General features: G+C 69.5%; 11 protein-coding genes. All 11 read left to right on the plus strand.

The window, feature by feature from the left end; genetic code table 11:
• Complete coding sequence (locus ACFWXQ_RS15150) at positions 1-1,287, plus strand: dihydroorotase (RefSeq protein ID WP_383936915.1); 1,287 nt, start codon at positions 1-3, stop codon at positions 1,285-1,287.
• Positions 1,284-1,877, plus strand: a complete 594-nt coding sequence (locus ACFWXQ_RS15155) for a hypothetical protein (protein ID WP_383936913.1) — start codon at positions 1,284-1,286, stop codon at positions 1,875-1,877. The genes ACFWXQ_RS15150 and ACFWXQ_RS15155 overlap by 4 nt, the downstream gene beginning before the upstream one ends.
• Positions 1,874-3,058, plus strand: a complete 1,185-nt coding sequence (gene carA / locus ACFWXQ_RS15160; protein ID WP_383936911.1) for a glutamine-hydrolyzing carbamoyl-phosphate synthase small subunit — start codon at positions 1,874-1,876, stop codon at positions 3,056-3,058. Before ACFWXQ_RS15155 ends, carA begins: the two co-directional genes overlap by 4 nt.
• Positions 3,051-6,359 (plus strand): carbamoyl-phosphate synthase large subunit, encoded by a 3,309-nt coding sequence (gene carB / locus ACFWXQ_RS15165; protein ID WP_383936910.1) that lies wholly within the window; start codon positions 3,051-3,053, stop codon positions 6,357-6,359. The genes carA and carB overlap by 8 nt, the downstream gene beginning before the upstream one ends.
• Positions 6,360-6,476: 117 nt before the next feature.
• Positions 6,477-7,586, plus strand: coding sequence for a quinone-dependent dihydroorotate dehydrogenase (locus tag ACFWXQ_RS15170; protein ID WP_383936908.1), 1,110 nt, complete (start codon positions 6,477-6,479; stop codon positions 7,584-7,586).
• The gene (gene pyrF, locus ACFWXQ_RS15175) at positions 7,583-8,431 is read left to right on the plus strand and encodes an orotidine-5'-phosphate decarboxylase (protein WP_383936905.1); all 849 of its coding nucleotides are present in this window, start codon (positions 7,583-7,585) and stop codon (positions 8,429-8,431) included. Before ACFWXQ_RS15170 ends, pyrF begins: the two co-directional genes overlap by 4 nt.
• A gap of 256 nt (positions 8,432-8,687) precedes the next feature.
• Complete coding sequence (locus tag ACFWXQ_RS15180; protein WP_005319887.1) at positions 8,688-9,011, plus strand: integration host factor; 324 nt, start codon at positions 8,688-8,690, stop codon at positions 9,009-9,011.
• A 38-nt stretch (positions 9,012-9,049) separates the two neighbouring features.
• A complete protein-coding gene (gmk, locus tag ACFWXQ_RS15185) occupies positions 9,050-9,643 on the plus strand; it encodes a guanylate kinase (RefSeq protein WP_383936904.1) in 594 nt (197 codons plus the stop codon).
• Between the two features lie 38 nt (positions 9,644-9,681).
• Positions 9,682-9,954: a DNA-directed RNA polymerase subunit omega gene (gene rpoZ / locus ACFWXQ_RS15190; protein ID WP_006382157.1), complete on the plus strand. Its 273-nt coding sequence runs from the start codon at positions 9,682-9,684 to the stop codon at positions 9,952-9,954.
• Positions 9,955-10,056: 102 nt separating this feature from the next.
• Positions 10,057-11,259 (plus strand): bifunctional phosphopantothenoylcysteine decarboxylase/phosphopantothenate--cysteine ligase CoaBC, encoded by a 1,203-nt coding sequence (gene coaBC / locus ACFWXQ_RS15195; RefSeq protein ID WP_384082653.1) that lies wholly within the window; start codon positions 10,057-10,059, stop codon positions 11,257-11,259.
• Positions 11,260-11,496: 237 nt separating this feature from the next.
• Complete coding sequence (gene metK / locus ACFWXQ_RS15200; RefSeq protein ID WP_307526658.1) at positions 11,497-12,705, plus strand: methionine adenosyltransferase; 1,209 nt, start codon at positions 11,497-11,499, stop codon at positions 12,703-12,705.
• Positions 12,706-12,908: the final 203 nt, after the last annotated feature.

Raw genomic sequence — 12,908 nt, forward strand, 5'->3', positions numbered from 1 at the left:
ATGAGCAAGATCCTTATCCGTGGTGCGAAGGTGCTCGGCGGCGAGCCGCAGGACGTCCTGATCGACGGTTCCGAGATCGCGGAGGTGGGCCCCGGCCTGTCGTCCGAGGGTGCCGAGGTCGTCGAGGCCGAAGGCAAGGTGCTCCTGCCGGGGCTCGTGGACCTGCACACCCATCTGCGCGAGCCCGGCCGCGAGGACTCCGAGACCGTCCTCACCGGTACGCGCGCGGCGGCCAGCGGCGGCTACACCGCGGTGTTCGCCATGGCCAACACCTTCCCGGTCGCGGACACCGCCGGTGTCGTCGAGCAGGTCTACCGGCTGGGCCAGGAGCACGGCTACTGCGATGTGCAGCCCATCGGCGCCGTCACGGTCGGCCTTGAGGGCAAGAAGCTCGCCGAGCTGGGCGCGATGCACGAGTCGGCCGCGGGCGTCACGGTCTTCTCCGACGACGGCAAGTGCGTCGACGACGCCGTGATCATGCGGCGGGCCCTCGAATACGTGAAGGCCTTCGGCGGCGTCGTCGCCCAGCACGCGCAGGAGCCCCGGCTCACCGAGGGCGCCCAGATGAACGAGGGCGTCGTCTCCGCCGAGCTGGGACTTGGCGGCTGGCCCGCGGTGGCCGAGGAGTCGATCATCGCCCGGGACGTCCTGCTCGCCGAGCACGTCGGATCACGCGTGCACATCTGCCACCTCTCCACCGCCGGGTCCGTCGAGATCGTGCGCTGGGCCAAGTCCCGCGGCATCGACGTCACCGCCGAGGTCACCCCGCACCACCTCCTCCTCACCGACGAGCTGGTGCGCTCGTACAACCCCGTCTACAAGGTCAACCCGCCGCTGCGCACCGAGCGCGACGTCATGGCCCTGCGCGAGGCGCTCGCCGACGGCACCATCGACATCGTCGCCACCGACCACGCCCCGCACCCGCACGAGGACAAGGACTGCGAGTGGGCCGCGGCCGCCATGGGCATGGTGGGCCTGGAGACCGCGCTGTCCGTCGTCCAGCAGACGATGGTCGAGACCGGGCTCCTCGACTGGGCCGGCGTCGCCGACCGCATGTCGTTCAGGCCCGCCGGCATCGGCCGGGCGCAGGGCCACGGCCGTCCCGTCTCGGCAGGCGAGCCCGCAAACCTCACCCTTGTCGACACGGCATACCGTGGAGCCGTGGACCCCGCGGGCTTCGCTTCGCGCAGCCGCAACACTCCGTACGAGGGTCGTGAGCTGCCGGGCCGTGTCACGCACACGTGGCTGCGGGGCAGGGCCACGCTCGTCGACGGGAAGCTCGCGTGACATCACTCACCCCCATTGCAGCGCAGATCACAGCGGACATCGCCGCGGAACAGAAGTCCGCGGAGGTGACCGACTGGGCCGCCCGGATCGGCTGGCTCGTCGGCCTGGTCCTGTTCATCGCGCTCGTCTACTGGCTGATGCGCGAGGGCTGGAAGTGGCGCGGCGCGCTCCAGGGCGACCTCCCCGAGCTGCACACCGCGCCGGAAGAGCCCGGCGAGGCGAGACTGACGATGAGCGGCCGCTACCACGGCTCCACCACCGCCGGTCAGTGGCTCGACCGCATCGTGGCGCACGGCCTGGGCACCCGCAGCCGGGCCGAGGTCACGCTGACGGACGAGGGTCTCGATGTCGTACGCCCCGGAGCGGCCGACTTCTTCGTGCCCGCCGCGCAACTGCGTGAGGCCCGGCTCGACAAGGGCATCGCGGGCAAGGTCCTCACCGAGGGCGGGCTCCTCGTCATCACCTGGGAGCACGGCGACCGACTGATCGACTCCGGCTTCCGGTCCGACCACGCGGCCGAGCACAACGAGTGGGTCGACACCCTGAACAACATGATCGACACGAGCGACAAGACGGAAGGCGCACGATGACGACCTCCATCCAGGGAACCGCCTCACAGAGGCGAAAGGCGGCTCCCGCCGTACTCGTCCTGGAGGACGGCCGGACCTTCCGCGGCCGCGCCTACGGGGCCGTGGGGGTGACCTTCGGCGAAGCGGTGTTCTCCACCGGCATGACCGGCTACCAGGAGACCCTCACCGACCCGTCGTACCACCGCCAGGTCGTCGTGATGACCGCCCCGCACGTCGGCAACACCGGCGTCAACGACGACGACCCCGAGTCGAAGCGCATCTGGGTCGCCGGTTACGTCGTACGGGACCCCGCGCGCGTGCCCTCCAACTGGCGCTCCCGGCGCTCCCTCGACGAGGAGCTCGTGCGGCAGGGCGTCGTGGGCATCAGCGGGATCGACACCCGCGCGCTCACCCGCCATCTGCGCGAGCGCGGCGCCATGCGCGTCGGCATCTTCTCCGGCAACGCGCTGCCCGACGACGGCACCATGCTCGCCGAGGTGCGCCAGGCCCCCGAGATGAAGGGCGCCAGCCTCTACGAGGAAGTGGCCACCAAGGAGACGTACGTCGTCCCGGCCATCGGCCCCGACGGCGAAGCCGTCCCGATCGGTGCCGCGAAGTACACCGTCGCCGCCGTGGACCTCGGCATCAAGGGCATGACCCCGCACCGCATGGCCGAGCGCGGCATCGAGGTGCACGTGCTGCCCGCCACCGCGACGGCCGAGGACATCTACGCGGTCGAGCCGGACGGCGTGTTCTTCTCCAACGGTCCCGGTGACCCGGAGAAGGCCGAGCACCCGGTCTCCCTGATGCGTGCCGTGCTGGAGCGGAAGACGCCCCTGTTCGGCATCTGCTTCGGCAACCAGATCCTCGGACGCGCCCTCGGCTTCGGCACGTACAAGCTGAAGTACGGCCACCGGGGCATCAACCAGCCCGTACAGGACCGTACGACCGGCAAGGTCGAGGTCACCGCGCACAACCACGGCTTCGCCGTCGACGCGCCGCTCGACAAGGTCTCCGAGACCCCCTACGGGCGTGCCGAGGTCTCGCACGTCTGCCTGAACGACCAGGTCGTCGAGGGGCTGCAGCTGCTCGACCAGCCGGCCTTCAGCGTCCAGTACCACCCCGAGGCGGCGGCGGGCCCGCACGACGCGGCCTACCTGTTCGACCGCTTCGTAGAGCTCATGGAGGGCCAGCGTGCCTAAGCGCACCGATATCCAGTCCGTCCTGGTCATCGGCTCCGGCCCGATCGTCATCGGCCAGGCCGCCGAGTTCGACTACTCCGGCACCCAGGCCTGCCGCGTCCTCAAGGCCGAGGGCCTGCGGGTCATCCTCGTCAACTCCAACCCGGCGACGATCATGACCGACCCGGAGATCGCCGACGCCACGTACGTCGAGCCGATCACCCCGGAGTTCGTCGAGAAGATCATCGCCAAGGAGCGGCCGGACACGCTGCTGCCGACGCTCGGCGGGCAGACCGCCCTCAACACCGCGATCTCCATGCACGAGCAGGGTGTGCTGGAGAAGTACGGTGTCGAGCTGATCGGCGCCAACGTCGAGGCGATCAACAAGGGTGAGGACCGCGACCTCTTCAAGGGTGTCGTCGAGGCCGTCCGCGCGAAGATCGGGCACGGCGAGTCCGCCCGGTCCGTGATCTGCCACTCCATGGACGACGTGCTCGCGGGCGTCGAGACGCTCGGCGGCTACCCCGTCGTCGTCCGGCCCTCGTTCACCATGGGCGGCGCCGGCTCCGGCTTCGCGCACGACGAGGAGGAGCTGCGCCGGATCGCCGGCCAGGGCCTCACGCTCTCGCCGACCACCGAGGTGCTCCTGGAGGAGTCCATCCTCGGCTGGAAGGAGTACGAGCTGGAGCTGATGCGCGACAAGCACGACAACGTCGTGGTCGTCTGCTCCATCGAGAACTTCGACCCGATGGGCGTCCACACCGGCGACTCGATCACCGTGGCGCCCTCGATGACGCTGACCGACCGCGAGTACCAGCGCCTGCGCGACATCGGGATCGCGATCATCCGTGAGGTCGGCGTCGACACCGGCGGCTGCAACATCCAGTTCGCGGTCAACCCGGACGACGGCCGCATCATCGTCATCGAGATGAACCCGCGGGTGTCGCGCTCCTCGGCCCTCGCGTCGAAGGCCACCGGCTTCCCGATCGCCAAGATCGCCGCCAAGCTGGCCGTCGGCTACACCCTCGACGAGATCCCGAACGACATCACGGAGAAGACCCCGGCGTCCTTCGAGCCCACACTCGACTACGTGGTCGTCAAGGCGCCGCGGTTCGCCTTCGAGAAGTTCCCGTCCGCCGACTCCACGCTGACCACGACCATGAAGTCGGTCGGCGAGGCCATGGCGATCGGCCGCAACTTCACCGAGGCGCTGCAGAAGGCGCTGCGGTCGCTGGAGCGGAAGGGCAGCCAGTTCACGTTCGTCGGCGAGCCCGGTGACAAGGCCCTTCTTCTGGAAGAGGCCGTCCGGCCGACCGACGGGCGCATCAACTCCGTCATGCAGGCCATCCGCGCGGGCGCCACGCCCGAGGAGGTCTTCGACGCCACGAAGATCGACCCGTGGTTCGTGGACCAGCTGTTCCTGATCAAGGAGATCGCGGACGAGCTGGCCGCCGCCGACAAACTGGACCCGGAGCTGCTCGCCGAGGCCAAGCGCCACGGCTTCTCCGACGTCCAGATCGGCGAGATCCGCGGCCTGCGTGAGGACGTGGTGCGCGAGGTGCGGCACGCGCTGGGCGTACGCCCGGTCTACAAGACGGTCGACACCTGCGCCGCCGAGTTCGCGGCCAAGACGCCGTACTTCTACTCCTCGTACGACGAGGAGACGGAGGTCGCTCCGCGCGAGAAGCCCGCGGTGATCATCCTCGGCTCCGGTCCGAACCGCATCGGCCAGGGCATCGAGTTCGACTACTCCTGCGTCCATGCCTCCTTCGCGCTGAGCGACGCGGGCTACGAGACCGTGATGGTCAACTGCAACCCCGAGACCGTCTCCACGGACTACGACACCTCCGACCGCCTGTACTTCGAGCCGCTCACGCTCGAAGACGTGCTGGAGATCGTCCACGCGGAGACGCTCGCCGGACCGATCGCGGGCGTCATCGTCCAGCTCGGCGGACAGACCCCGCTGGGCCTCTCGCAGGCGCTCAAGGACAACGGCGTGCCGGTCGTGGGCACCCCGCCCGAGGCGATCCACGCCGCCGAGGACCGCGGCGCCTTCGGCCAGGTCCTCGCGGAGGCCGGTCTCCCCGCGCCGAAGCACGGCACCGCCACGACCTTCGCCGGGGCCAAGGCCATCGCCGACGAGATCGGCTACCCCGTCCTCGTCCGGCCGTCGTACGTCCTCGGCGGGCGCGGCATGGAGATCGTGTACGACGAGACGCGGCTGGCCTCGTACATCGAGGAGTCGACCGAGATCAGCCCGTCACGGCCGGTCCTGGTCGACCGCTTCCTGGACGACGCGATCGAGATCGACGTGGACGCCCTGTACGACGGCCACGAGCTGTACCTCGGCGGTGTCATGGAGCACATCGAGGAGGCCGGCATCCACTCCGGCGACTCGGCGTGCGCCCTGCCGCCGATCACGCTGGGCGGCTTCGACATCAAGCGCCTCAGGACCTCGACGGAGGCCATCGCTCGCGGAGTGGGCGTGCGCGGACTGATCAACATCCAGTTCGCGATGGCGGGCGACATCCTGTACGTCCTCGAAGCCAACCCGCGTGCCTCGCGCACCGTTCCCTTCACCTCGAAGGCGACAGCGGTGCCGCTGGCGAAGGCCGCCGCCCGGATCTCGCTGGGCGCGACCGTCGCCGAACTGCGCGCCGAGGGGCTGCTGCCGGCCGTCGGTGACGGCGGTGAACTGCCGCTGGACGCGCCGATCTCCGTCAAGGAGGCCGTCATGCCGTGGTCGCGCTTCCGCGACATCCACGGCCGCGGCGTCGACACGATCCTCGGCCCGGAGATGCGCTCCACCGGCGAGGTCATGGGCATCGACTCGGTGTTCGGCACGGCGTACGCCAAGTCCCAGGCGGGCGCGTACGGTCCGCTGCCGACCAAGGGCCGCGCGTTCATCTCCGTCGCCAACCGCGACAAGCGCTCGATGATCTTCCCAGCCCGTGAACTGGTCGCCCACGGCTTCGAGCTGCTCGCCACGTCCGGCACGGCCGAGGTGCTCAAGCGCAACGGCATCAACGCCACGGTTGTGCGCAAGCAGTCCGAGGGCGAGGGGCCGAACGGCGAGAAGACGATCGTCCAGCTCATCCACGAGGGCGAGGTCGACCTCATCGTCAACACGCCGTACGGCACCGGCGGTCGCCTCGACGGCTATGACATCCGTACGGCGGCGGTGGCCCGATCGGTGCCCTGCCTGACGACCGTCCAGGCGCTCGCCGCGGCCGTCCAGGGCATCGACGCGCTCAACCGCGGTGACGTGGGCGTGCGTTCGCTCCAGGAACACGCCGAGCATCTGACTGCGGCCCGTAGCTAGGCGCTCCGCTTGCCGCAGGTGCTTCGTCCGCGGGTCCGCTGTGGCTGGTCGCGCAGTTCCCCGCGCCCCTTTGGGGCGCGGGGATGCGGGGCCAGCCTCTTCTTTAGGAAACCGACCATGTACAAGCTTTTCTTCCGGCTCGTGTTCCAGCGCATGGACCCCGAGCAGGCCCACCACCTCGCCTTCCGCTGGATCCGGCTCGCCGTCCGTGTTCCCGTTCTGCGGACCTTCGTCGCCGCCGTGCTCGCGCCCCGGTACAAGGAGCTGCGGACCGAGGCGTTCGGGCTGCGGATGCACGGGCCGTTCGGGCTCGCGGCGGGTTTCGACAAGAACGCGGTCGCCATCGACGGGATGTCGATGCTCGGCTTCGACCACGTCGAGATCGGCACGGTGACGGGGGAGGCGCAGCCGGGCAACCCCAGGAAGCGCCTGTTCCGCCTTGTGCCGGACCGCGCGCTGATCAACCGCATGGGGTTCAACAACGAGGGCTCCGAGGCCGTGGCGGGGCGCCTGGCGGCCCGTACGCCGGTCTTCAGGACCGTCGTGGGCGTCAACATCGGCAAGACGAAGGTGGTTCCGGAGGCCGAGGCCGCCGCCGACTACGTGAAGTCCACCGAACGGCTGGCCGCTTACGCCGACTACCTAGTCGTCAATGTCAGCTCGCCGAACACGCCCGGGCTGCGCAACCTCCAGGCCACGGAGTCGCTGCGGCCGCTGCTGACCGCCGTCCGTGAGGCCGCCGACCGGACGGTGACCACGCGCCGCGTGCCGCTGCTGGTGAAGATCGCGCCCGACCTGGCCGACGAGGACGTCGACGCCGTCGCGGACCTCGCCGTGGAGCTGGGCCTGGACGGGATCATCGCCACGAACACCACCATCGCGCGCGAGGGGCTCGGTTTGAAGTCCGAACCCACCCTGGTCGCGGAGACCGGCGGACTCTCGGGTGCCCCGCTCAAGGCGCGCTCCCTGGAGGTGCTGCGACGCCTCTACGCGCGCGTGGGGGACCGGATCACCCTCGTGGGCGTCGGCGGGATCGAGAACGCCGAGGACGCCTGGCAGCGGATCCTCGCCGGCGCCACGCTCGTCCAGGGCTACAGCGCCTTCGTCTACGAGGGCCCCTTCTGGGGCCGCGCCGTCCACAAGGGCCTCGCCGCCCGCCTGCGCACCAGCCCGTACGCCACCCTCGCCGACGCGGTCGGCGCCGACGTAAGGAAGACGACGGTATGACTGAGCCTTTCGGATCGCGGCTCCGCCGTGCCATGGACGAGCGCGGGCCGCTGTGCGTCGGGATCGACCCGCACGCCTCCCTGCTCGCCGACTGGGGTCTGAACGACGACATCGCGGGTCTTGAGCGCTTCAGCCGCACCGTCGTCGAGGCGCTGGCCGACCGGGTGGCCGTGCTCAAGCCCCAGAGCGCGTTCTTCGAGCGCTTCGGGTCGCGCGGCATCGCCGTCCTGGAGAAGTCGGTCGAGGAGGCGCGGGCGGCCGGTGCGCTGGTCGTCATGGACGCCAAGCGCGGCGACATCGGCTCGACCATGGCGGCGTACGCCTCCGCCTTCCTGGAGAAGGGCTCGCCGCTCTTCTCGGACGCGCTCACCGTGTCGCCGTACCTCGGCTACGGATCGCTGAAGCCGGCCGTCGACCTCGCGCGGGAGAGCGGATCGGGACTGTTCGTGCTCGCGCTGACCTCCAACCCGGAGGGCGGCGAGGTGCAGCACGCGGTACGCCCCGAGGACACGGCCCTGCGGAACGTGGGCGCGACCATGCTGGCCCATCTCGCCGAGGAGAACGCGGGGCAGACCCCGATGGGCTCTTTCGGGGCGGTCGTCGGCGCCACGCTCGGTGATCTGTCCTCGTACGACCTCGACATCAACGGCCCGCTCCTCGCGCCCGGAATCGGCGCCCAGGGGGCCACGCCGGCCGATCTGCCCGGCGTGTTCGGCGCGGCGGTGCACCGGGTGGTCCCGAACGTCAGCCGGGGTGTTCTGCGTCACGGTCCCGACATCGGCTCGCTACGCGCGTCATCGGACCTCTTCGCCGAGCAGATCAGGGCGGCCGTGGCGGCTGCCTAGCGCTTTTCGTGGGCGTCCTTGAGGCGTCCCGAGTCTGAATACATCCTCAAATCCGGGGCATTTTGTCTGGAATGTCGGACTCGATAGAGGCTGACCAGGACTTTTCCGCTGTTCTCGCTGACTCCGGCGGACTTGCCCGCTAGTCTCCGACGCAGAGTGAACGGGCAAGAGCGTTGCTCGTTGCTCCCCAGGTGTGGGGCGACTAGGTTCCTCACCGGTCCGTATCCGACAGTTCGACATCCGAGGTGACGTAGGCGTGGCTCTTCCGCCCCTTACCCCTGAACAGCGCGCAGCCGCGCTCGAAAAGGCCGCCGCGGCTCGCCGGGAGCGGGCCGAGGTCAAGAATCGACTCAAGCACTCCGGCGCCTCCCTTCACGAGGTCATCAAGCAGGGCCAGGAGAACGACGTCATCGGCAAGATGAAGGTCTCCGCCCTCCTGGAGTCCCTGCCTGGCGTGGGCAAGGTCCGCGCCAAGCAGATCATGGAGCGACTTGGCATCTCCGAGAGCCGCCGTGTGCGCGGTCTCGGCTCCAATCAGATCGCGTCTCTTGAGCGCGAGTTCGGCGGCGGTGCTGCCTGACGTTCTCGGGCACCCCTGAGAACCTGGATAATCGCCGCATGGCTGCAACACCCCGGGGGACGACCCCCGTACCCCCGGACGTACGTCCGCGGCTGACCGTGCTCTCCGGCCCCTCCGGGGTCGGCAAGAGCACGGTCGTCGCCCATATGCGCAAGGAACATCCCGAGGTCTGGCTGTCGGTGTCGGCGACGACCCGCAGGCCGCGCCCCGGGGAGAAGCACGGTGTCCACTATTTCTTCGTCAGCGACGAGGAGATGGACAAGCTGATCGCCAACGGCGAACTGCTCGAATGGGCGGAGTTCGCGGGCAACCGCTACGGGACACCGCGCAAGGCCGTGCTCGAACGGCTGGAGTCGGGCGAGCGGGTGCTCCTGGAGATCGATCTCCAGGGAGCGCGGCAGGTCCGCGAGTCCATGCCGGACGCTCTGCTGGTGTTCCTGGCTCCTCCCTCCTGGGAGGAGCTCGTGCGCAGACTCACCGGGCGGGGCACCGAGCCGCCCGAGGTGATCGAGCGCCGGCTGGAGGCCGCCAAGATCGAACTGGCTGCCGAGCCGGAGTTCGACGTCACCCTGGTCAACACCTCCGTCGAGGACGTGGCGCGCGAGCTGCTAGCCTTGATGGAAGTTGTGTGATCGTTTTCGATCCCATTCCACCTTTCGGAAGGCAGAGCGTGTCCTCTTCCATCTCCACGCCCGAGGGCATCATCAACCCTCCGATCGACGAGCTCCTCGAAGCCACCGACTCGAAGTACAGCCTGGTGATCTACGCGGCCAAGCGGGCCCGTCAGATCAACGCGTACTACTCGCAGCTCGGTGAGGGCCTTCTTGAGTACGTCGGTCCGCTCGTCGACACCCACGTCCACGAGAAGCCGCTCTCGATCGCCCTGCGCGAGATCAACGCGGGTCTCCTGACGTCGGAGGCCGTCGAGGGCCCGGCGCAGTAGTATTTTCGGCTTGCAGTTCGTTTTTCCACAGGCCCGGCAGCGCGACTGCCGGGCCTGTGGTGTGTGATGGGGGCGTACGTTTTCCGAGTTCCGGGGAGAGACGTGGACAAGCCGAAGGTCGTGCTGGGGGTTAGCGGTGGCATCGCCGCGTACAAGGCCTGTGAGCTGCTGCGGAGACTGACCGAGTCCGGGCACGACGTGCGCGTCGTACCGACGGAGTCCGCGCTGCACTTCGTCGGTGCCGCGACCTGGTCCGCGCTCTCCGGTCACCCCGTGTCCACCGAGGTCTGGTCGGACGTCCACGAGGTCCCGCACGTCCGCATCGGGCAGGGCGCCGACCTGGTCGTCGTCGCCCCGGCCACCGCGGACATGCTCGCGAAGGCCGCCCACGGTCTCGCCGACGACCTGCTGACGAACACCTTGCTCACCGCCCGGTGCCCCGTCGTCTTCGCCCCCGCCATGCACACCGAGATGTGGGAGCACCCGGCCACCCAGGAGAACGTGGCGACGCTGCGCCGCCGCGGCGCCGTCGTCATCGACCCGGCGGTGGGGCGCCTGACCGGTGTGGACACGGGCAAGGGGCGGCTGCCCGAGCCGTCGGAGATCTTCGAGGTCTGCCGCAGGGTGCTCGCGCGCGGCGTCACCGGGCCCGACCTCGCCGGCCGCCACGTCGTCGTCAGCGCCGGCGGCACACGCGAGCCGCTCGACCCCGTCCGCTTCCTCGGCAACCGCTCCTCCGGGAAGCAGGGGTACGCCCTCGCGCGCACCGCCGCCGCCCGGGGCGCCCGGGTCACGCTGATCGCCGCGAACACCGGCATGCCGGACCCGGCCGGTGTCGACGTCGTACAGGTCGGGACCGCCGTGCAGCTGCGCGAGGCCGTGCTCAAGGCGGCGCCGGACGCCGACGCCGTGGTGATGGCGGCGGCGGTCGCGGACTTCCGGCCCGCCGCATACGCGGCCGGAAAGATCAAGAAGAAGGACGGCCAGGAACCGGAGCCGATCGTTCTGGTCCGTAATCCGGACATCCTCGCGGAGATCTCGGCGGACCGCGCCCGCCCGGGCCAGGTGATCGTCGGTTTCGCCGCCGAGACGGACGACGTACTGGCCAACGGCCGGACGAAACTTCAACGCAAGGGCTGCGACCTCCTCGTGGTGAACGAGGTCGGCGAACGCAAGACCTTCGGCTCCGAGGAGAACGAGGCGGTGGTGCTCGGCGCCGACGGCAGCGAGACCCCAGTGCCGTACGGGCCCAAGGAAGCCCTGGCCGAGACCGTGTGGGATCTCGTGGTGCATCGCATCGGGTGAATGTCTCATTCGCTCCAACAGACCCGCCGAACCCGTCAGATCAGGGTGTGGGAGCCTGGCGCAGAAGGTTCGTCGTGTCGCAGAATGCCCGTGCCGCAGGTCACAGCGCTTCCGAGAGGCGAGACAGTAGCCCCGCGGCAGAGCGCGACCGATAAACTGTTCTCGGACGACGCCGGGCGCAGCCCCCGGCCGTCCGCCAATGATCAGCCAGCAGCCGCTGCAACCTCAGGGAGCGTTGTGTCCCGTCGCCTGTTCACCTCGGAGTCTGTGACCGAGGGTCACCCCGACAAGATCGCTGACCAGATCAGTGACACCATTCTCGACGCGCTTCTGCGCGAGGACCCGCATTCCCGGGTCGCCGTGGAGACGCTGATCACGACCGGCCTGGTGCACGTGGCCGGAGAGGTCACCACCAAGGCGTACGCGCCGATCGCACAGCTCGTTCGCGACAAGATCCTCGAGATCGGTTACGACTCCTCGAAGAAGGGCTTCGACGGCGCGTCCTGCGGCGTTTCGGTGTCCATCGGCTCGCAGTCGCCCGACATCGCACAGGGCGTCGACACGGCGTACGAGAAGCGTGTCGAGGGTGACGAGGACGAGCTCGACAAGCAGGGCGCGGGCGACCAGGGCCTGATGTTCGGCTACGCGACGGACGAGACGCCGGCGCTGATGCCGCTCCCGATCCACCTCGCGCACCGTCTCTCGCGCCGCCTCTCCGAGGTCCGCAAGAACGGGACCATCCCGTACCTGCGCCCGGACGGCAAGACCCAGGTCACCATCGAGTACGACGGCGACAAGGCGGTCCGTCTGGACACGGTCGTCGTCTCCTCGCAGCACGCGTCGGACATCGACCTGGACTCCCTCCTGGCCCCCGACATCCGCGAGTTCGTGGTCGAGCCGGAGCTGAAGGCCCTCCTCGACGACGGCATCAAGCTGGAGACCGAGGGCTACCGCCTGCTGGTCAACCCGACCGGCCGCTTCGAGATCGGCGGCCCGATGGGCGACGCCGGACTCACCGGCCGCAAGATCATCATCGACACCTACGGCGGCATGGCCCGCCACGGTGGCGGCGCCTTCTCGGGCAAGGACCCGTCCAAGGTCGACCGCTCCGCCGCGTACGCCATGCGCTGGGTCGCGAAGAACGTCGTCGCCGCGGGCCTCGCCACCCGCTGCGAGGTCCAGGTCGCCTACGCGATCGGCAAGGCCGAGCCCGTCGGCCTCTTCGTCGAGACCTTCGGCACCGCCAAGGTCGACGCCGAGAAGATCGAGACGGCCATCACCGAGGTCTTCGACCTCCGCCCGGCCGCGATCATCCGCGACCTGGACCTGCTCCGGCCGATCTACGCCCAGACCGCCGCCTACGGCCACTTCGGCCGTGAGCTGCCCGAGTTCACCTGGGAGAAGACGGACCGGGTGGACGCGCTGCGGAAGGCTGCGGGGCTCTAAGTCCCGTAGTTTCTCGGTCGGCTGTTCGGCGAGGCCCGGCACCCCCTCAGGGGCGCCGGGCCTCGCCGCTGTCCGGCCGTCGGATTCCGCGGGCAGACGGCCAGGCTGACAAATGACTGGCGCGGCTGTCGTGGGACTTCCTACGCTGGCGGTCCTCCCGGTGCGCAGGCCGCGGTTACTTCGGTGGAGTGCGCCCAGTGCGT

Source organism: Streptomyces sp. NPDC058697 (assembly GCF_042715345.1).
GTDB classification, from domain to species: domain Bacteria; phylum Actinomycetota; class Actinomycetes; order Streptomycetales; family Streptomycetaceae; genus Streptomyces; species Streptomyces liliifuscus.